The 18,999-nt window shown below is 69.2% G+C and carries 23 protein-coding genes; 13 read left to right on the top strand and 10 right to left on the bottom strand.

All coding sequences use genetic code 11. The features are described from left to right. Positions 1-75: 75 nt before the first annotated feature. A complete protein-coding gene (locus AC1DXJ_RS11195) occupies positions 76-2,259 on the bottom strand; it encodes a response regulator (protein ID WP_477615364.1) in 2,184 nt (727 codons plus the stop codon). Next, positions 2,256-2,624: a SpoIIAA family protein gene (locus tag AC1DXJ_RS11190; RefSeq protein ID WP_477615363.1), complete on the bottom strand. Its 369-nt coding sequence runs from the start codon at positions 2,622-2,624 to the stop codon at positions 2,256-2,258. Before AC1DXJ_RS11190 ends, AC1DXJ_RS11195 begins: the two co-directional genes overlap by 4 nt. 414 nt (positions 2,625-3,038) lie before the next feature. On the opposite strand from AC1DXJ_RS11190, the gene AC1DXJ_RS11185 reads away from it, so the two are divergent. Both AC1DXJ_RS11185 and AC1DXJ_RS11180 read left to right on the top strand, forming a co-directional pair. Continuing rightward, complete coding sequence (locus AC1DXJ_RS11185) at positions 3,039-3,668, top strand: DUF2231 domain-containing protein (RefSeq protein ID WP_477615362.1); 630 nt, start codon at positions 3,039-3,041, stop codon at positions 3,666-3,668. Between the two features lie 150 nt (positions 3,669-3,818). Beyond that, the gene (locus AC1DXJ_RS11180; protein ID WP_477615361.1) at positions 3,819-4,049 is read left to right on the top strand and encodes a DUF3263 domain-containing protein; all 231 of its coding nucleotides are present in this window, start codon (positions 3,819-3,821) and stop codon (positions 4,047-4,049) included. Positions 4,050-4,085: 36 nt separating this feature from the next. Here AC1DXJ_RS11180 and AC1DXJ_RS11175 read toward each other — a convergent pair whose 3' ends face one another. After that, entirely contained in the window at positions 4,086-4,739 is a 654-nt protein-coding gene (locus AC1DXJ_RS11175; RefSeq protein WP_477615360.1) for a PAS and ANTAR domain-containing protein, read from the bottom strand. Between the two features lie 189 nt (positions 4,740-4,928). Between AC1DXJ_RS11175 and AC1DXJ_RS11170 the strand changes: the two genes are divergently transcribed. The 4 genes from AC1DXJ_RS11170 to AC1DXJ_RS11155 all read left to right on the top strand — a co-directional run bounded on the left by AC1DXJ_RS11170 (position 4,929) and on the right by AC1DXJ_RS11155 (position 9,007). Further along, the gene (locus tag AC1DXJ_RS11170) at positions 4,929-5,624 is read left to right on the top strand and encodes an ANTAR domain-containing protein (protein ID WP_477615359.1); all 696 of its coding nucleotides are present in this window, start codon (positions 4,929-4,931) and stop codon (positions 5,622-5,624) included. Between the two features lie 550 nt (positions 5,625-6,174). Then, positions 6,175-6,924 carry a histidine phosphatase family protein gene (locus tag AC1DXJ_RS11165; protein ID WP_477636947.1) on the top strand — a complete coding sequence of 250 codons (750 nt, stop codon included), beginning with the start codon at positions 6,175-6,177 and terminating at the stop codon, positions 6,922-6,924. Continuing rightward, the gene (locus AC1DXJ_RS11160; RefSeq protein WP_477615358.1) at positions 6,921-7,811 is read left to right on the top strand and encodes an NAD(P)H-hydrate dehydratase; all 891 of its coding nucleotides are present in this window, start codon (positions 6,921-6,923) and stop codon (positions 7,809-7,811) included. Before AC1DXJ_RS11165 ends, AC1DXJ_RS11160 begins: the two co-directional genes overlap by 4 nt. Before the next feature lie 122 nt (positions 7,812-7,933). Beyond that, positions 7,934-9,007 carry a YihY/virulence factor BrkB family protein gene (locus AC1DXJ_RS11155; RefSeq protein WP_477615357.1) on the top strand — a complete coding sequence of 358 codons (1,074 nt, stop codon included), beginning with the start codon at positions 7,934-7,936 and terminating at the stop codon, positions 9,005-9,007. Between the two features lie 147 nt (positions 9,008-9,154). Here the strand turns inward: AC1DXJ_RS11155 and AC1DXJ_RS11150 are convergent, their stop codons facing one another. Then, positions 9,155-9,364, bottom strand: coding sequence for a DUF6582 domain-containing protein (locus tag AC1DXJ_RS11150; RefSeq protein WP_477623461.1), 210 nt, complete (start codon positions 9,362-9,364; stop codon positions 9,155-9,157). A 102-nt stretch (positions 9,365-9,466) separates the two neighbouring features. Between AC1DXJ_RS11150 and AC1DXJ_RS11145 the strand changes: the two genes are divergently transcribed. Both AC1DXJ_RS11145 and AC1DXJ_RS11140 read left to right on the top strand, forming a co-directional pair. After that, a complete protein-coding gene (locus tag AC1DXJ_RS11145; protein ID WP_477636930.1) occupies positions 9,467-9,877 on the top strand; it encodes a hypothetical protein in 411 nt (136 codons plus the stop codon). Positions 9,878-9,893: 16 nt separating this feature from the next. Continuing rightward, positions 9,894-10,442 carry a DinB family protein gene (locus AC1DXJ_RS11140; protein WP_477615354.1) on the top strand — a complete coding sequence of 183 codons (549 nt, stop codon included), beginning with the start codon at positions 9,894-9,896 and terminating at the stop codon, positions 10,440-10,442. 26 nt (positions 10,443-10,468) lie between these two features. On the opposite strand, the gene AC1DXJ_RS11135 is transcribed toward AC1DXJ_RS11140, so the two are convergent. Beyond that, positions 10,469-11,197 carry a helix-turn-helix transcriptional regulator gene (locus AC1DXJ_RS11135; RefSeq protein WP_477615353.1) on the bottom strand — a complete coding sequence of 243 codons (729 nt, stop codon included), beginning with the start codon at positions 11,195-11,197 and terminating at the stop codon, positions 10,469-10,471. Between the two features lie 356 nt (positions 11,198-11,553). Here AC1DXJ_RS11135 and AC1DXJ_RS11130 point away from each other — a divergent pair, with 356 nt between their 5' ends. Next, positions 11,554-12,450 (top strand): arylamine N-acetyltransferase family protein, encoded by an 897-nt coding sequence (locus AC1DXJ_RS11130; RefSeq protein WP_477615352.1) that lies wholly within the window; start codon positions 11,554-11,556, stop codon positions 12,448-12,450. On the opposite strand, the gene AC1DXJ_RS11125 is transcribed toward AC1DXJ_RS11130, so the two are convergent. Next, positions 12,438-13,076, bottom strand: a complete 639-nt coding sequence (locus AC1DXJ_RS11125; RefSeq protein ID WP_477615351.1) for a hypothetical protein — start codon at positions 13,074-13,076, stop codon at positions 12,438-12,440. The genes AC1DXJ_RS11130 and AC1DXJ_RS11125 overlap by 13 nt on opposite strands. A gap of 80 nt (positions 13,077-13,156) precedes the next feature. Here AC1DXJ_RS11125 and AC1DXJ_RS11120 point away from each other — a divergent pair, with 80 nt between their 5' ends. Genes AC1DXJ_RS11120 through AC1DXJ_RS11110 form a run of 3 tightly spaced genes read left to right on the top strand, consistent with a single transcriptional unit; the run spans position 13,157 to position 15,931 of the window. Beyond that, positions 13,157-13,627: a DUF4396 domain-containing protein gene (locus AC1DXJ_RS11120; RefSeq protein WP_477615350.1), complete on the top strand. Its 471-nt coding sequence runs from the start codon at positions 13,157-13,159 to the stop codon at positions 13,625-13,627. 20 nt (positions 13,628-13,647) lie between these two features. Continuing rightward, a complete protein-coding gene (locus AC1DXJ_RS11115; protein ID WP_477615349.1) occupies positions 13,648-14,292 on the top strand; it encodes a lysoplasmalogenase family protein in 645 nt (214 codons plus the stop codon). A 46-nt stretch (positions 14,293-14,338) separates the two neighbouring features. Next, positions 14,339-15,931: a phytoene desaturase family protein gene (locus AC1DXJ_RS11110; RefSeq protein WP_477615348.1), complete on the top strand. Its 1,593-nt coding sequence runs from the start codon at positions 14,339-14,341 to the stop codon at positions 15,929-15,931. 49 nt (positions 15,932-15,980) lie between these two features. On the opposite strand, the gene AC1DXJ_RS11105 is transcribed toward AC1DXJ_RS11110, so the two are convergent. The 3 genes from AC1DXJ_RS11105 to gntA are packed head-to-tail and all read right to left on the bottom strand — an operon-like array spanning position 15,981 to position 18,045. Continuing rightward, on the bottom strand, positions 15,981-16,703 hold the full coding sequence (locus AC1DXJ_RS11105; RefSeq protein WP_477615347.1) for a GAF and ANTAR domain-containing protein: 723 nt from the start codon (positions 16,701-16,703) through the stop codon (positions 15,981-15,983). 11 nt (positions 16,704-16,714) lie between these two features. After that, positions 16,715-17,329, bottom strand: coding sequence for a DUF1989 domain-containing protein (locus tag AC1DXJ_RS11100; protein ID WP_477615346.1), 615 nt, complete (start codon positions 17,327-17,329; stop codon positions 16,715-16,717). Continuing rightward, positions 17,326-18,045: a guanitoxin biosynthesis heme-dependent pre-guanitoxin N-hydroxylase GntA gene (gene gntA, locus AC1DXJ_RS11095; protein ID WP_477615345.1), complete on the bottom strand. Its 720-nt coding sequence runs from the start codon at positions 18,043-18,045 to the stop codon at positions 17,326-17,328. The genes AC1DXJ_RS11100 and gntA overlap by 4 nt, the downstream gene beginning before the upstream one ends. 160 nt (positions 18,046-18,205) lie before the next feature. Between gntA and AC1DXJ_RS11090 the strand changes: the two genes are divergently transcribed. Beyond that, positions 18,206-18,391 (top strand): hypothetical protein, encoded by a 186-nt coding sequence (locus tag AC1DXJ_RS11090; protein WP_477615344.1) that lies wholly within the window; start codon positions 18,206-18,208, stop codon positions 18,389-18,391. Between the two features lie 51 nt (positions 18,392-18,442). Here the strand turns inward: AC1DXJ_RS11090 and AC1DXJ_RS11085 are convergent, their stop codons facing one another. Then, positions 18,443-18,976: a hypothetical protein gene (locus AC1DXJ_RS11085; protein WP_477615343.1), complete on the bottom strand. Its 534-nt coding sequence runs from the start codon at positions 18,974-18,976 to the stop codon at positions 18,443-18,445. Positions 18,977-18,999 lie beyond the last annotated feature (23 nt).

Raw genomic sequence — 18,999 nt, 5'->3', positions numbered from 1 at the left:
AAGCGGTGGTGAACCTGGAAGGCTGACCGGGCTCGGCTCGTATGCGATAGCCACGTGGGCTGCGCGTTCCCTCTGTCAGAGGGCAGCGCGCAACAGTCGTTCTGCGAGCTTGAGCTCGGACCCCAGCAAATCGAGCAAGGCGACGTCAGCTGGTTGTCCGCCGGTTTCGACCTGACGGGCCAGGTCGGCGACGCGGCGGGCGCCTAGGTTCGCCGCTGACCCTTTGAGTTCGTGGGCAGCGCTTCGCAGGCTGTTGGTGTCGTTGGCGTCGAGGGCTCGGCGCATCGTCGCGAGCAGGGCCGGGGAAGCGGTCGTAAAGGCGTCGACTAGAGCCGGGAGGAGCCCGGGCCCGGCTGCTGCGCCGAGCTCGCGTAGGGCTGAGAGGCGCTCGGGGTCCAAGGCCGCGAGGCGCTCCGGGTCCAAGGCCAATGTGTCGCTGTCGAGCGAGCTCGGCGGCTCAGGGTCGGGTTGGTTTGCCCGGCTATGGGCGGGGCGCGCCCAGCGGTCCAGAACGTCCTTGAGTGTTCTCAGGGCGACGGGTTTGGGGATGTACGCGTCCATCCCGGCCACCAAGCACCTTTCGTGATCCGCGGGCGTCACGCCGGCTGTCATGGCGATGATCGGCACCCGTATACCGCCGTTCTCCCGCCGCCGGATTTCCTGGGTCGCGACGTACCCGTCCATCACGGGCATGTGGCAGTCCATCAGCACGGCCGCGTAGTCGACGGACGTGACGGCCTCCACGGCCTTGGCACCGTTCTCGGCGATGTCGACGTCGTAGCCCAGGTGTGTGACCAGCCCCTCGGCGACGAGCTGGTTCACGGTGTTGTCCTCGACGACGAGCACGCGTCCCGAAGCCGTCGCCGCTCGCGCCGCGTCGGGCTTCTCCGCCTGCTCGGACGCCGTTGTGGGAGCATCCGTCACCAGCCTGAGGAGCCGGTCGAAAAGCTCGGAACTGCGCACCGGCTTGCTCAACGCGCCCTGGACCCCGGCGCGCCGCAGCTCGGCCCGGTCGATCTCGATCGACGACGAAAGCATGATCAGCGCAGTGCCGCCCAACGTATCCTCGGCGCGGATGAGGCCCGCCAGCTCGATGCCGTCGATGTACGGCATGCACCTGTCGAGCACCGCGATCGCGTAGGGATCGCCAGAGGCGAGTGCGGCGCGCATCATGCCAACGACCGCGTTTGGATGCTCGACGACGTCGGGTCGCGTTCCCCATTCCGTGAGATGCGCGTGGAGCACCAGCCGGTTGGTGGCGTTGTCGTCCACGGCCAAGACCCGCAGTCCCTGTAGCTGGTCGCGGCGCGGTACCCGGGGTGGACCGGTCGCCGACACGGGGAGCGGCACTTCGAACCAGAACGTGCTGCCAACGCCTTCTTCACTGTCCACTCCGATGGCGCCGCCCATCGCCTCGGTCAGGCTGCGCGAGATCGCCAGTCCGAGACCGCTGCCACCGAACCTGCGCGTGGTGGACGGGTCGGCCTGGGTGAAGGAGTCGAACATGGCGTGCTGCGCATCTTCCGCGATGCCGATTCCTGTGTCGGTCACCTGGAAGCGCACCCGGCCCGGGTCCGTCGTGCTCATCCGTGCGGTGATCACCACCTCGCCCTTGTCGGTGAACTTCACCGCGTTGGAGGCGAGGTTGAGCAGGATCTGGCGCAGCCGTCCCTCATCGCCGACCAGTCGCGCTGGGACCTCGGGGGCGCAGTAGGCGATCAGCTCCAGCTCCTGGCGCGCGGACACGGGTGCCATCAGAGTCGCCACGGACTCGACCAACGACCGGGGATCGAGGTCGACGAGTTCGAAGTCGACCATTCCTGCCTCGAGCTTGGAGAAGTCGAGGACGTCGTTGATGACCTGGAGGAGGGCCTGCCCGGCGTTCTGGAGGTTGTCGACGTACTGGACCTGGGTCTCGTCCAGGTCGGTGTGCCCGAGTAGTTCGGTGAGCCCGATGACTCCGTTCATGGGGGTCCGGATCTCGTGGCTCATCGTGGCCAGGAACTCTGACTTCAAGCGTGAAGCCTCCGTGGCCTCCTTGCGGGCGACCTCGAGCTCCGCCGTGCGGCTGGCAACGCGCTGCTCGAGCTCGGAGCGGTTGGCGCTGAGCTCCTCGGCCAGCATGTTGATTCCGACCACCACGGCGTCGAGGTCGTCGTCCTCCGCGGGGCGTGCCCCGCGGGCATCAAGGTCGCCGGCGGCGAGGCTGGTGAGCAGCTCGATGATGCTGTCGATGCCCGTCTGACGGGCCTCGGTCATGCCTGCACTTGCAGCCACGCGACTGCATCGGCCTCGGAGGTGAACATCTTCACCGGGATCGCGCCTCGCTTCAGCCCCATGAAGAAGTTGGCCAGCATTCGCGTAGAGGCCGAGGCGGCGATGAGCGCGACGGCTCGGTAGTTGGGATTGCGGTCCATGAAGAACTCCCGAGCGGGACGGTCAATCGACTCAACCTGACGAAGGTCGACCAAGGAGAGCACCTTGCCCCGTCCTAGGGCCTTGATCTCGGCATCCACAGCGCGAGCCTCCTCAATGCCGCACACCGCACCCGGGAGCCAATCGGTCCGTGCCGTACCGCTTGCCTCGTCCCACGAGACCTCGTAACACTTGTCCTCGGCACTCATCCCGCCACCTCCCAGCCAGAGTCCCCGGTCTAGCGCCAAGGTACCCTAGTGCCGTCCGTAAACGACAGAACGGCATCGGTCGGGGCATATCCCCCAAGTGGTGATGTCCTATATCTAGGTGGACAGCCTGACGTTGCCGACAGGCGGCTGATCGGTCGTGGTCCGCCGAGTGCCTGTTGCGGCCCCCGCAACCCTTCGCGCCATCAGCGAGCCAAGCCACACCCACTGAGGAGCGCCCGCTCGTTGCGGGCCAACCTCCACACAGAGGGGTTGCTGCTCACAGGGCCGATTCGCGTCCCCTGGCGGATCCCCTCCACCGAAGACGAGATGGCCCCTGGCCAGCGGAATCGCTGGTCAGGGGCCCTCTCCCTGTCGCTCGGGGTTGGGATCTCCGCGCCTGGGTAATGGGTGGGGATGACACTCACGGATTCGTATGCCCTACCCGATGCAGTCCCGCAGGGCGGCGAAGGCGACGACATGGTCGTCCGCGCGATGCACCGCCTCGAGTCGTCGGCGGCTCTGGACCGACTGGGTCGTGTGCTCGAGTTTGCGTCGAGGCCGCTCGCCGCGGAGCCCACTCGCTCGCTGCTGCTGGGCGCAGGTACGGGTCACGCACTTCACCCGGTCATGACGGATGTCCCCATCGGGCTCTGGTCTTCGGCGGTGCTGCTCGACGTGCGTGGCAGGCGAGCTGACCGCCCCGCTGCGCGCCTGTTGCTGGCGGCGGGCCTCGTGTCTGTGCTGCCCACCGTCGTCACGGGCATGGCTGAGTGGCGTCAGCTGAACCGGCCGGAGAACCGTGTCGGCGCGCTGCACGCGGCGCTGAACCTCGGGGCTGTTGGCTTGTATGCCGTGTCCCTGGGTCTGCGACGTCGCGGCCAGCACGGCTCGGGCGTGGCCGCCAGCCTTGCGGCTACCGTCGTCGCCAGCGGGGCGGGATACCTCGGTGGTCACCTCGCAATCGCGAGGAAGGCCGGAACTCGGCACCCGGCATACGAAACTGACGCGGTGGGGCCGAGCCTCGGCCGACCGGATCCCGGGTGAACCCCACCGGCGGCAGGCGGGAGCGGATGGCGGCTCGCTACCCCAAGCCCCGAGAATCGGGGACCGAGTTGTGGATTGACGAGCACCTCCAGCGGGTAAGGAAGGCCTATCTGCACCCGTCGTCGGGCGCCCTGCTGAAGGAGGTCCTCTGTGACTGACACGGAGATGGCCATCCTCGACTTCGAACGAGAATGGTGGCGCCACGCCGGTGCGAGGGACCAAGAGGTCGCGCAGCGGTGGGGCATGAGTGCCTCCGAGTACGACCGTCGGCTGATCGCGATTGCGATGCGTCCCGAAGCGATGGCGTACGACCCGCTCACGGTGCGGCGCATCCGCAGACGGCTCGTCCCCCCGAGCCGCGCGCAGTTCGGCGGTAGGTGACCAGACACGTCAGCCTCGCGCCAGCACACGAATGCGTCAGGTCGAGTGCCACGATGAACGGGTCGGAAGACTGCCTGCACCATCGCTGGGTTCAAGGGACATGACAATGTCAAGCAGGCTGCGGACCGGCTCGTCCCGGCTGAAGGCAGGGTCGCAGAGGCCGGCCACGATGCGGTGCGCCACCTCCGCGAGCTTGATGTTGTGCCGGCTGGAGTACGCCCGGAGCAGCTCGAAGGCGCCGTCCTCCTCAACGCCGAACGTCAGCATCAACGCCCCTTTGGCCTGCTCGATGGCTGCCCGATGCTCCGCGGAGGCGGCCACCGCAGCCCTGGCGGTCTCGCGTATGGGTTCGGTGAGGTCGACGACGAAACCAGTGAGCCGCTTGACCTCTCCACCGACGGCCTCGCTCTCCCCGACGAAGATGACTCGGCGGATCTGGCCATCGCCGCGAACGAGGCTGTAGACACACGAGTACGGGCCTGGGTGGACGAGGTGATGCTGAAACCTGGCAATCATGACCGGACGGTCCTCTTCGACCATGTGATCCAGGATGAGATCGGTGGTGGGTACCTCGTCAGGTGCCAGATCGTGGAGTTCTCGCAGGCCTTCGGACCAGGTCCAGCGGCCACTCTCGGCCTCGTACTCGAACGACATCGTCTGGCCGTCGCTTTGCGCACCGTCGCGGGTCACCGGCTACCTCCTACATGACGACCCTGAGGGATCTCCCAAGTGGGAAGGCCACTTCTCGACCAAGGCCAAGAATACGACGCGGAATCCGCCGACGCCACGGGCTCGAAGCGGGTGGTCGGTGCATTGCATAGTTGACGCGGGATCGGGTAGATGTGATGGGTAGACGGTCTAGCGGAGGTCAGCGAGAGCATGGAAGGAATTCCCGAGACGCGCTTGGCGCTGGCCGAGATGTCACGGTTCCAGGATGAGGACCTGACGGCTCGGTTCGGCGCCATGGCCGACCGGGTGGGCGCGCTTGCCCCGGAGTGTGTTGGCCTGACGTTGTCCTTCCTGCAGCAAGGACTGGCGTTCACATGGGTCGCCACCGGCTTGGACGTCGCGTCTCTGGACGCGGTGCAGTACCTCGGCAACGGCCCCTGCGTCGAGTCCATGCAGCAGGGCGCCATCGTGGCAACGACCGGATCAGATCCCCTCGACGAGGGCAACTGGCTGCTGTTCTCGCGAGCGGAAAACACTGCCGGCGTCGCCAGCACGCTGTCCATCCCCCTCCTGGAGGACCGGGTCGTCGTCGGCGGAGTCAACTTCTACGGAAGCACACCCACGGCCTTTGACGGGCTGCACTCCAAGCTCGCCGCCGAATGCGGCGGGTGGCCGGCAGGCGCCGTGACCAATGCCGACCTCTCCCTCTCCGGGGTGCGTCGGGCGCAACAGACACTGGAGAGGATGCGGGACCAGTTCGTCACCGACCAAGCCGTCGGCATGATCATGGCCGTGCACCGCGTGGGTGACCAGACGGCAAGCCAACGACTCCACGAGGCCGCCCAACGAGCCGGCATACATGATGCGGAGCTCGCCCGGATCCTGGTGAAGACGCGCCTTCTCTAGACCGATGTCGGGCGCTGCGCACTGCTGATCCGGGAGCCCGAACGCACCGCTGTGGGTCAGGCGGGATCGCCGAAACTGGTCATTGGGGCGCGCGTAGCCGCTATGACCAAGTGCTCGACGAGCTCGTCCAACGACCGGAACTCCTGTGTCCTGGTGGCGACCGACAGGTGCCACAGGAGATGGCTCGGAGCATGCTGCTTGATCAAGGTGGCGGCAAGGTGATCGTGCGTGGCTGGAAAGCATCGAGGGCTCAGGTAGGTGCCGAGCTCGTCCGCCCAGCTCGAGGCTTGGGGGCTGGTCGGCGCGGTGGGCGAGGTCATTGGTGTCTCCCGGGGTCGCATCACACCCGGCGTGTCCATGGGTGCTCACCTCACCGTTCCCACAACCATTCCGACTCAAACGCGCACAACGGCAGCGATCACGATCGCGGGACGGATGGCGCGGGCTCGTTTGCCCGGCACGGGGACGGGGTAGCGGGCAGGTACATGCATCGCACACCTAGAGCGGGCCAACGGCGGTCCTCGCGAGGAGGGAGAGCTTCGTGCTCGACATGCAGCGACTCGGACCGGCCAGCCTCGTGCTGGTGCGTCACGGCGAGAGCATCGGCAACCTGGCAGATCGCGCGGCCCGTGAAGCCGGGGCCGCCCGACTCGACCTGCAAGACCGCGACGCGGACGTGCCCCTGTCGGACACGGGGCGCGAACAGGCGGACGCCTTGGGCCGACACCTGCGCGCGCTGGGCGCGACCGCGAGACCGACTGCCGTCGTCAGCTCGCCCTACCGGCGAAGCGCGGACACGGCCGAGCTGGCGCTCGCCACGGCTGGTCTCGCTACCCCGGTGATGCGCGACGAGCGGCTGCGCGAACGCGAGCTGGGACTGTTCGACGGGCTCACCGGCACCGGCATCCGCGACCAGTACGGCGACGAGGCGCGGCGGCGTGAGCACCTCGGGAAGTTCTACTACCGGCCACCCGGCGGTGAGAGCTGGTGTGACGTAGCCCTGCGGGTCCGCTCGTTCCTGCGTGACGTCGGCACCCGTCCGGCCACCGACCGGCTGTGGATCTTCACCCACCAGGCGGTGATCACCTGTTTCCGCTACGTGCTCGAGGGGATGGACGAGGCCACAGTCCTCACGCTGGACCGCACGGTGGACGTCCCCAACGCTTCGACCACCACGTACCGACGCGGACCGGCGGGCGTACCCGAGCTCGTCGAGTACGCGTCGTCCGCAGTGGTGGAGTCGAGCGGCGTTCCGGCCACGCACGAGCCAGAGCACGCAGGGCGGGGGAGCGCGTCATGAGCCGGACCGTCCGCGACCTGGGCACCGATCAACTCAGCGCGTGGCCACTACCGGACCCGGGCGGGGGCAAGGAGGGACGGGGTCGCGTGGTCGTGGTCGGGGGCAGCCGGCGGACTCCCGGCGCGGTGCTTCTGGCTGCGGAGGCGACGATGCGGGCCGGCGCCGGGAAGGCACAGGTCGCGACCGTGAAGAGCGTGGCCGTCGCGGTGAGCGTCGCCCTCCCAGAGGCGCTGGTGACCGACTTGCACGAGACCAGCGACGGCGAGATCGCCGCGAAGGCGGCCGAACAGGTGCTCAAGCTCGCTGACGGTTGCGACGCGCTCTTGCTGGGGCCGGGGCTGATGTCACCGGACTCGGCCAACGACCTGCTCGACGAACTGGTGCCGCGACTGGACTGTCCTCTGGTGCTGGATGCCTTGGCCATGGCCTACCTGACCGAACACCCGGACGGGGTCGCTCATCTCGACGGAAGGGCGGTCCTGACACCGAACGAGTCCGAGCTCGCAGAGACGCTCGGGCGGGACAAGAGCGAGGTCGCAGCCCATCCCGGGGAGTGCTGTGCCGAGCTTGCGGACCGGTGCGGCGCCACTGTGGTCGCGGGTGGCGAAACGACGTACATCGCCGCACCTGGCTCGGCGGTCGTGTGGCGCCACCCGGGAGTTCCCGGTCTCGGGGTCGCAGGGTCTGGCGACGTCAAGGCAGGCATCGTCGCCGGACTACTGGCGCGAGGCGTCCCGGCGGAGGGCGCGGCAGCCTGGGGCGTGGTGCTCCACCTGACGGCCGGCAGGGCGGTCAGCGAGCACCAGGCGCCACTGGGCTTCCTCGCCCGAGAGGTGCTCCCGTGGGTCCCGCGGGTGATGACGCAGCTGTCGTCACAGGCAACCTGAACGATGGTCGTTTATGCGCATTGGCCCGCTCAGACCACGAAACCCATACCCACGAGAGATGAGGTCGGGGACGCTGCGCCCAGAGGTTGACCGACCCAGCCCTCCCCGCCTGAAGGAGCGTCATGTCCGCCGAAACCCACTCCACGCACCACGAAGCCGAACGCCAATCCTCAAGCCCGGATGCTGCCGTCCCCGACTCGCCGACGGAGGTCACGCGTGAGTCGTGGCAGTACATCGCGCGAAAGACCCTTCGCGAGTTCAGCAAAGACCAGTGCACCGACCTCGCGGCGGCCCTGACCTACTACGCCGTCCTGGCGCTGTTCCCCGCTGTCATCGCCCTCCTGTCCCTTGTCGGCCTCTTCGGCCAGGGCCAGCAGACCGTCGACACCCTGCTGGGGATCCTGCGCGACGTCGGCGCCGGCTCGGCCGCGAACACGCTCGGACCGACGCTCAAGACCATGGCAAATCGGGAGGGGGCCGCCGGGATCGCCTTCGTGGTGGGGCTCGTGACTGCCCTGTGGTCTGCTTCCGGCTACATCGGCTCGTTCGGGCGTGCCATGAACCGGATCTACGAGATCCGGGAAGGACGGCCGTTCTGGAAGTTGCGCCCCGTCATGCTCGCAGTGACGCTGGTGGAGGTCGTCCTGGTCGCGCTGGTGGCGATGGCGCTGGTGCTGACCGGTCCCGCAGCCCGGGCCGTGGGTGATGCGATGGGGCTCGGTTCGACCGCGGTGTTGCTGTGGAACGTCGCCAAGTGGCCGGTGATCCTTCTCGTGGTCGTCCTCGTGGTGGCGATCCTCTACTACGTCACACCCAACGTGAAGCAACCACGCTTCCGCTGGGTGAGTGTGGGTGCGGTCGTCGCGATCGTGGTCTGGATCCTCGCGTCGGCCGCCTTCGGCTTCTACGTCAGCTCGTTCTCCAACTACGACAAGACGTATGGCGCACTGGCAGGCGTCGTCGTCTTCCTCCTGTGGTTGTGGATCACCAACGTGGCGCTGCTGTTCGGCGCGGAGCTCGACGCCGAGCTCGAGCGCGGACGGGAGCTCCAGTCCGGCATACCCGCCGAGGAGACGGTGCAGCTGCCGGCCCGCGACACCCGGGGCACGGACAAGGCGGACGCGAAGGAAGCCGAGGACGTGGAGCGTGGGCGCCGCCTGCGGGCTACTCGTGGTGGCGATCACGACGTTCGTTGAGCTACCGCGACGAGTCCTGGAGCGCGAACGCGATCTCGCGATCGACACCGAAAGCGAACCATCAGCGCACCCTTTGCGGGTGGACGCCCACGTCGACCTCTGGGTGAGTCGACCGCCAGTCGGGTGTGAGGGTGGCTATCCGGCTCGTCAGTCGTCCTTCTTCAGACTCGGATACTTCTTCTCGACAGCCGACCGGACCTGCTTCTTCTCGGCCGCTGTTCCATGTTGGGCCACCCGGGCCAGAGCATTCCGAGCGTGCTCGATGTCAGGAATCGGGTACTTCTCCTGTTCCGGCAGCGCGAACGACGACTTCTTCAGCTTCTTGCGGTTCTCGCTGTCACTGAGATCCTTCGACACGGTCGACTCCTTTCCAGAGGCTGAGGTCATACCCGCAGGCGCCAAGCTCAAACCCCCGCCCTGGGCCGAGGTGTGGACAAGCGCGGCTGGAAGGTGGAGGTCTTGCAGGTCACGCAGGAGCCCGACCGCCCCGGTGTGCACCTCGACGAGGCCCTCAGCGTGCGACACCTCTGGCCACAGGGTGGGTGGTGGGGTGACGATGGGCTCATGGCAGCAGAGGCGGCGGTGGAGCACGAGCGGGTGGAGCGGCTGTTCTGTTGGTGTTGCGGGAACGGCTTCGACGAGCGCGACCTCACCCGGCTGGGGACGCACCCGGAGGTGGGGGTGTGCACCGGGTGCGCGCGATGGCTCCACCGACGTGCGCGAGCCCGCGCCGACGCCGGGCGCGGCGCCCCGGGCGTCAGGGTCCGGCGGGGCGTCGCGGTGGTCCGTGGCCGCGTGATGCGCGCCGGCGCCCAGGACTGGCCGGTCGTCGGGTCGCTGCTGCGCCGCCTGGACCGACACCTGCCCTGATGGTCGTGGCCGCCCCGTGAGGCACCGCGAGAGCGATGGCGGGGAGGTTGCTGACCGCAACGCCGTCGTCGCCGACCTTGTTTGGTGCAGGGACGACCTGCACCGCCTGCTGGCGGCGACGACCCCAGCACTGCTCCGTGCACGCTCCAACGGCACCAGATGGACCAACGAGCAGCTGCTCTTCCACATGGTGTTCGGGTTCCTGATCGTCAGACGACTCGTGCCGTTGGTTCGTCTTCTCTCCGTTCTGCCACCGTCGGTCGGCCGGACCTTCGTGTGGTTCCTGGACGCGGGCACGGTGCCGTTCCACTGGGTCAACTACGCCGGCTCGTGCGGCGGGGCGCTCGTGTTCGACCACGCCCGCATGGGCTGGCTGTGTGACCGGACGATAGGCGCGCTGGTCCGCAGCCTCGAGCAGGCACCCGAGGACCGGCTGGCTCAGGGGATGCCCTTCCCGACGAGGTGGGACCCGTACTTCGAGCCGCACATGACCCTGTTCGACGTGTACGCCTACCCCGCACTGCACTACGCGCACCATCGCAGGCAGCTCACGCTCTGGACCTGACGCCGCGCCGTGCGGTCCCGCTGCCCTCAGGGGTTGAGCTTGGACCAGAGTGCGACGGCCTGGGCTCGGCTGTGGGCACCGACGCGCTCGCGGGCCGTCGACACCCGTTTGCGGACGCCGCGCTCGGTGATGCCGAGGCGGTGGGCGATGCGCCGGTCGGTCCAGCCCCGCGCGACCAGGGCCAGGACCTCGGCCTCACGGTCGGTGAACGTCACACTGGGCGGCAGGATCGTCTGCATCCGACGGGCGGCGTCCTCGAGCTGGTGTCGGAAGACCAGAGCGCTGGCCAGGGGCTGACGGACCAGCTCCAGGCGGCGCATGTCGTCGTCGCTGAAGTCGTGACGGCTGCGGTGGACGCCGAGGAAGATCAGGGTGGTGGGGGTCGCGAGCAGAGTCAGGGCGGCCGGGTAGCGTCCGCCGCAGAAGCCATGCATCGCCTCGTACGGCTCAGAGTCCCAGAACGGGCCCATGGGGGTCAGGTCGCTGACCCGGTGGGTCGCCAGCTCCGGCAGGCCCGCGCTGAACGACGGGTGCTGCGACACCACCGCCTTGGCCCGCTCGACGTAGGTTGCATCCAGCGGGTCCTGCCCGGCCATGTCCACCGACACGCGGTCCGCTCCGTCAGCCCCCACAGTCCAGGTCGTCAGGCCGGCGCCGGCGTCGGCGCGCAGCTGACGGTGCACGGCGTTCGCGAGCAGCTCGCCGTACGGTTGGCCGCGCACGGCCAGGTGGGCAGCTTCGACACTGAGCCTCACCAGGTCCTGATCCCCCACAGCCGCCCCCGCAATGACGCGCCAAAGTTCCGCTTTTGACACTACTCGTGCCACGGGCGCGCGTGGAACCCTTCATCAAGCGGCGACCCACACCGAGTGGTGGCGCCGGCTGGGTTGGGTGAGGGCGGCTGCCAGCGGTTCGCACGAACGGTGGGAACCGTCCGCTTGGCCGTGGCTGAGGTCGGTCGAGGTGAGCGTCGGGAAGGCAACAGGGGATGCCTGGGCGCTGGCAGCGACCGGCACGCCTGCCCACGATGAACGACCGGGCGCTCTTCGTCCGGTCGTTCATCGCGCGGTGGCGCATCGCAGCCCGAACACCGGCGACGTAGCATGCGGACGTGGCGACCGCGTTCGAGAAGGGCAACACCGGTGTGCGCCAACCCGACGCAGTCTTGAGGCTGCCGTCGACGGTGGTGGACGTCGACGGCTACCTCACGCGGGTCGGCGTCCGGGTCGAGAAGCCCGACCTCGCCACCCTGCAGGCCCTGCACGAGGCGCACGTGCGCACCTTCACGTTCGACAACATCGACGTCCTGCTCGAGCAGCACCCCGGTGTGGAGCTGCCCGACGTCCAGGCCAAGTTCGTCGGTCGTGGTCGTGGGGGGTACTGCTTCGAGCACGCCACGCTCTTCGGCGCCGTCCTCACCGCCCTCGGGTACGACGTGCAGCGGCGGCTCGCACGGGTCGGCGACGTGACCGCTTCGGCCAGGACCCACTGCGTGCTCGCGATCCAGGTCGACGGAACGTCGTGGCTGGCCGACCCCGGTTTCGGCCTGAGCCTGATGCACCCGATCCGCTTCGTGGACGGAGCGCTGGACGACCACGGGGGCTGGGCCTACCGCCTCCTGCGCCACGAGACCCGGGCCGGTGGTCCGACGTGGGAGCTGCAACGCCAGCGGGACGGGGCCTGGGAGCTCATGCACACCACCGACGACCTGCCTGTCCAGCAGGTCGACGTGCGGGCGGGGCACCACTTCACCAGCACCTATCCGACGTCGCACTTCCGGCACGGGCTCATGCTCACCCGTCACCTGCCGGACCGGCACGTGACGGTCACGCACGAGGCGGTCACGGTTCGCCGTCCCGGCGAGCCCACCGAACACCGCGAGCTGGCGGTGGGGGAGCTCCGGACCCTGCTGGGTGAGCTGCGCGTCGGCCTGACCGAAGACGAGACCGAACGCCTCCTGGCCGTCGTGCGCCGGCTGCGCTCAGGTCGGGAGACTCAGTCGCCGTAGCTGTCGCGCACGGTCGAGTCCCAGCGCCAGTGCGGGGCCCGGTTGGCCTCGGTGCGGTGGGTGGCGGTGAGGAAGTCGTGCCAGCCGTCGCCGGTGCGGACGGAGCCGGGGAAGAGCCGGTTGAGGACACGCACGCAGATGTCGTCGTCGATGCTGAAGTCGATGCCGTGCGCCGTCAGCACGTCCCACGCGTGGGCCGCCCCCTCGACTATGCCCATGGCGACGAACCCCGACGCGTCGGAGTTGCCGGCAGGGTGGTAGCCGAGGTGGCCCGGGGGAGCGGTCGCGGTCACGGCGACAAGCAGCCCCCCGGCGGCGTCGAGACAACGCACGATGGCCGCCGTGCCCTTGGCGGGGTCGGGCCACACCAGGTTCGGCGGGGTGGTGGGCTGCCACTGGGGCGGGTCGAGGAACGGGACGTACTCGTCGAGGTGGACCTCACGGCTCGACAGGTTCATCGCATAGGCGGCGAAGTCGTCGACGACGTGGGCGGCGGTGTCGCGACAGTCCCAGACGAGGCCGTGGGCCTGCCGCGCCCACCCGTCGTCGGGCACCTGGGCGAAGCCGACCATGATCGCGTCGACCACGATGCGCAGGTCGTCGGGGCTGGGGACGGGTGCGGTCATGGTCGCGAGCGTAGGTGCAGGGCCCGACACCGGGTCCTATGGCATGGAATATACCCATAGGGGGTATGGTTGGCCCCGTCATGAGCCAGCACGAGCACCCCCATGTGATGACGCAGTCCCTCTGGCGGCAGGCGGTGAGCGCGACGCTGCACTGCCTCACCGGCTGTGCCATCGGCGAGGTCCTGGGGATGGTCATCGGCTCCGCGCTCGGCTGGAGCAACCTCGTGACCGTCGTCGTGTCGATCGCCCTGGCGTTCGTCTTCGGCTACTCGCTGGCTCTGCGGCCCGTCCTGGCGGCCGGCTTGCCGCTCATGGCGGCGATCGGCGTCGCGTTCGCCTCCGACACCGTGTCCATCTCGGTGATGGAGCTGGTCGACAACGCGTTCGTCGTCGCCATCCCCGGTGCGATGGAGGCCGGGCTCGCGAGCTCCTTGTTCTGGGGCACCCTGCTGGCCTCCCTGGCGATTGCGTTCGTCGTCACCGTGCCGGTGAACCGCTGGCTCATCGCCCGTGGGCGAGGTCACGCCGTGATGCATCGATACCACCACTGAGCGTCTGTCACGCTGGGCCCGTGCCCGAGCTCGCGCTGACCAGCCTGGCGGCCGTGGCGGTCGCCGCACCCCTGGACTGGTGGGCCGTCGCGGTGCGTGGCCGGCGGCGCGAATGGGTCCTCAAACCACTCGTCCTGGTGTTGCTGGCGGTGGCTGCATCGGCGATGGGAGCGTCCGAGTCCACTGCGGGCTGGTGGCTGCTCGCGGCGCTCGGGCTCAGCCTGGCCGGAGACGTCGCCCTCCTCTCCGACAGCGAACCGCGGTTCATCGTGGGGCTCGGGAGCTTCCTTGCGGCCCACGTGGCGTTCGTGGTCGCCTTCTCCCACCTCGGTATGCCGCGTGCCGACCTCGGTCTCGTCGGCCTGGCAGTCGTCGTGACCATGGTCGCCGTGGTGGGTCGTCGCGTGGTCCCGGCGGCGCGCGCCGAAGGTGGGGCGGTGCTGGCAGGCGCCGTCGCGGCATACATGGGGGTCATCGGCGCCATGGTCGTCGCGGCGTGGGCGACGGGGCACCTGCTGGTGGCACTGGGGGCCACCGCTTTCATGGTGAGCGACGCGGTCCTGGCGCTGGACCGGTTCGTCCGGGCGCGCCGCTTCGGGCCGCTGACGGTGATGGTGACCTACCACCTCGGCCAGGTCCTGATCGTGCTCGGCGTCCTCAGGTGACACAGTGGGCGAACCAGCGATTCTCCAGCGAGAGGGACCAAGGCGCGTGAGCACTGCGGATGCGGTCGTCGTCGGGGCGGGACCGAACGGCCTGGTGGCCGCCATCGCCCTGGCTGACGCAGGGTGGGACGTCCTGCTCGTCGAGGCCAACGAGGACGTGGGTGGAGCAGTCCGCAGCGCGGAGGTGACGTCGCCCGGATATGTCACCGACCTGTTCAGCGCGTTCTACCCGCTGGCGGCCGCGAGCCCGATCATCCGCGACCTGCACCTGGAGGAGCACGGTCTGGTCTGGCGGCGCGCCCCGCACGTGCTCGCCCATGCGCTCGACGACGGCAGCGCGGCCCTCCTCTGCTCGCGCGCCGAGGACACCGCCGCCGGACTGGAGGCGGAGGCCGCCGGCGACGGGGAGGCCTGGCTGGAGCTGGTCCGCGGCTGGGACCGGATTCGCGACCCGTTGCTGGACGCGTTGTTCACCCCCTTCCCCCCGGTCGCCTCGGCCGCCCGGATGCTGCGCAGTCTCGGCGCCGCGGACACCCTCGACTTCGCGCGCCTTGCGATCACCCCCAGCCGCCGGCTCGGACAGGAGCGGTTCTCCGGCCAGGGGGGCGGACTGCTCCTCACCGGCAACGCCCTGCACAGCGACCTGGCGCCCGACTCCGCCGGAAGCGGGATGTTCGGCTGGTTGCTGTGCATGCTTGGCCAGGACGTCGGGTTCCCTGTGCCACAGGGCGGGGCGGGCGAGCTCGCGGGTGCGCTGCGTCGTCGCGCCGAGAGCGCGGGAGTGCGCGTGCTGACCGGCACGCCGGTCACCGCTGTGACCACCGCTCATGGCCGCGCCACGGGTGTCAGGCTCGCGGACGGCACCCTCCTGGGGGCTGGGCGTGCGGTCCTCGCCGACGTGCCGGCACCGAGCCTCTACGGGGACCTGTTGGCCGACCACCCGCTGCCGGCCCGACTGCAGCGTGACCTGGCGAGGTTCCAGTGGGACCACGCCACCGTGAAGGTGAACTGGGCGCTCGACCGGCCGGTGCCCTGGACGGCCGACGCCGCGAGGGGCGCAGGCACCGTGCACCTCGGCGTCGACAACGAAGGCTTCGTCGACTTCGCCGCGGACCTGACCGTGGGGCGGACCCCCGAGCGGCCGTTCATCCTGTTCGGGCAGATGACGACGTCGGATGCCACGCGCTCCCCTGAAGGCACGGAGTCGGCCTGGGCCTACACCCACGTCCCGCAGGGCCCGGGCTGGTCGGTTCAGCAGCTGGCCGACCACGTGGAGCGGGTCGAGGCCGCGGTCGAACGTGTCGCACCCGGGTTCCGCGACGGCCGGGTGGCGAGCTACGTCCAGGGGCCGGGGGACCTGGAGGCGCAGAACCGGAGCCTGTTCGGCGGGGCCATCAACGCCGGGACCGCGGGACTGCACCAGCAGCTCGTGTTCCGTCCCACCCCGGGACTGGGACGCCCCGAGACACCGGTGCCGGGGCTCTACCTCGCCGGCGCCTCCGCGCACCCCGGTGGCGGAGTCCACGGCGCCTGCGGTTGGAACGCCGCTCGAGCCGCACTCGGGGCGAACGCACGCCTCACCGGTGGACTGCGCCGCGCCCTCAGCCGGAGTGCCTGGGACCGGCTGCTCAGGTCCTAGGGGGCAGCTCGTGACGAGGCGGTTTCGCGCGTGGACGGCCGCGCAGCGGTCAGTCCAGGCTTTCGTCGCGCAGACCCTCGCGGTGGTTCGCGTTGATCTGCTCGGCCAGAGCCGCGAGCTTGGTGTTGGTGTGGTTCGAGGCGGCGCGCAGGATGTGGAACGCCTCGTCGTCGCCCACCGAGTGGGCGGCCATGAGCAGCCCGACAGCCTTGCCGATCTCGCGGTTGCTCTGGAGCCCGAGCCGTAGGCTCTCCGCGGTGGCCCGCTGTTCGGTGGCCGCGAGCGCGACGGAGGTGAAGGCGGCGAGCACGGCGCCGACGTCGGCAGCTTCCTCGGTCAAGGCGCCAGGGGTGTCCGAGAAGACGTTGAACGCCGCCCGGGCGCCCAGGCCCTCGAGGAGCTGGTAGCCCACCATTCCCCGGACCGGGGTGCGAGCCAGGGTCAGCTCTGCGAGCCGGGGCCACTTGGTCGCGGTGGTGATGTCGGCATCGTGCTGGACGGAGTCCTCCAGGATGCTGTCGAGGCACGGCCCCTCGCCGGCCTCGGACTCGAGCCGGTCCATCAGGCTCGCGACGTCGTCCGTGGAGGCCTGTGTGTGGAGCTGCTGGTCCGCGTCGAGCGTCGAGATGCAGGCGTGGTCGGCCCCGGGGATGACGTCGACGGCGGTCCGGCAGATCGCGGCGAGGACGTCACTCGACCCGGTTCCTGAGTAGACGAGCTTGGCGAGGGAGGCAAAGGCCTCGGTCGTCTCCCGCGGGATGGGCGTCTGCATGACGCCCAGTATCACCCGCTGCCAGTTCGCGTGGCCACGTCGTCCGTCACGAGGTACTCGATGGGCTTGCACACCCCACCGTTGGACTTCTCGGCGGAGCAGGCCGTCAGGCCCACGTGAAGGTCCATCTCGGCCCGGACGGAGAACCGGTCGCCCGCGACGGAGGCCGGGGGGTCGATGTGGAGCTCCCCGCTGGGTTCGGGCCAGACGTTCATGAAGATGTTGAGCGTCGTCCCGATCTGGTCGGGCCGGACACCGAAAGGTGCGAGGCCGGAGCTGAGGTTCTCCAGGCAGCTGGGGTGGTAGGCCCCGTCGAACTCGGGGTAGAGCAGGTCGAAGGTGTCCTGGCTGCACGGGGTGAGCAGGAAGTCATGACGACCGCAGGTGTCCTCGACGACCGTCAGCATCGGGGCGCTGCGGTTGCTGTAGAGCACATGACGGGTCGTGAGGTAGATCGTGTTGGCGTAGTCGATGGTGCGACCGCTCGAGAGCTTTTCGTCGTGGTCGTCGGCACGGAAGCAGAACAGGTCGCTCACCTGTCCGCCCTCAGGGTCGGTGACGGTCAGCACCTGCCCGGCCAGGAGGAGGAACCCCGTCCCGGTCTGCGGTGCCAGCGTGGTGCTCACGTCGTCTCCTCGTCGTCGAAGCTGGCCGGCGCCACCCAGGTCGGGGGTACTGCCCGACCGGAGTACTGCCGAGCCTCCGAGCTCCGCCCATGGTCGGCGACCATCGGGTTGAGGGTTCCCTGCAGCTCGAGGTCGCGGCGCCTGATGGTGTCACGCATGCGGTCGAAGCGGTCCGACCCCCGGAGCTCCTCGAACTGCTCGTGCAGGTTGAAGACCAGGGTGGGCAGGGGAGTCCGTCGGGCGATCCTGGAGGACTGCGGGTGCAGGCCGACGACGAAGAACGCGGTCCCGCCGACGCTGAAGGCAAAATGCGGGTCGGCAGGGTCGTCGGACACGCGTGGATCCCACGGCTGGTGGTCGGCCTCGTGCAGCAGCTCCAGCTGCCGCCACAGCAGCTCCTCGAAATCGGCTTCGCCCGCGACCTCGGTCGCGCGGAAGACGGCCACCAGGGACGCAAAGCCCGCCTCTCGATCTGTCTCCCGCCCGAACGACGTCAGGGCGCTGAGCAGGCGCCGGGTGCTCGCGGTCGTGCCCAGCTCCTCCAGCACGACGACCGTGGCCCGATCGCGGTTGAACACCGAACGCGCTCCCAGGCAGGGGTAGTCCGGGTGCAGCACCATTGCCTCCAGACCCTCGGCGATCTCCTCGACGGGGCTGGAGGCGTCGTGGTCGCCGGCCAAGTCCTCCAGGAGGGCAGGGAGGCTGTCGTTGGACACTGGTGCTCCTGACGATGGGAAAGCCCGGGGCAGGGTTGATCACCTCCGGGCCCAGTGGCTGTACCCACCGGCTGACCTGCGCAAACACCAAGGGCTGATCTGGGGCACGTTTGAACCCTGCTGCAAAGGGCACTTCAGTAGCTGACGGAGGTGGTCACCCATGACCCAGAGTTCACACCTGCAGCCCGACGGGACGATCTTTCCACCCGTGACCCCGGACCCGCCGTACCCACCCGGGTACGAAGAGCCGGTGCTCCTGGACAGCGCCGAGCTGATGGCCGACCCGGCAGATGGAGGGCAGACCCCCGCCGATGGAGGGCAGACCCCCAAGGAACCGCCGGACTGAGCACGTGGCGGTCAGGCCCGCCTCGGGGCTGTCAGGCCCGTCTCGGGGCTGTCAGGCCCGAGCGTGCTGCTCGGCTCCCCGCTCGAGCACGAGGAGGTCTGCGAGCGAGGCGGCGACGCCGATCAGGGCGAGCCCCATCACGACTTTGGAGAGCAACCCGACCTCGGCGTATCCGCGCCCGAAACCCGAGGACATGAAGTACGTGATGAAGAGGGCCATGCCGCTGGTGGCCATGATGATCCCCGGCACGCGCGGGTGGACACCGCAGCGAGCGATCGAGACCCCCAGCAGGAACAGGCCCAGGCACACCGATGCCGGTGACGAGACCAGTCCCTCGAGTACGGCGGCCACGCCGGCCCAGCCGATCCACGCCCCCGGCGCCAGGCCCTGCTCCAGCTGGTAGCCGAGCACGGCGGTGCCGAGGAGCAGGACGGTCGCGAGGTCCAGGAGTGGGCCGACGAGCAGCGGCAATGACACTTCACGCGCCCTGACGAACCAGTAGGCGAAGAACAGGAGCCCCCCGACCAGCCCCAGGAGCGGCGTCGTCCGCCGCACCAGCGCCACAATCCGGTCCGTTGTCCGCATGGCCCAAACGTACGACCCCCACC

The organism is Pedococcus sp. P2_D9, assembly GCF_056404275.1.
This window is presented reverse-complemented; position numbering and strand designations above follow the sequence as displayed.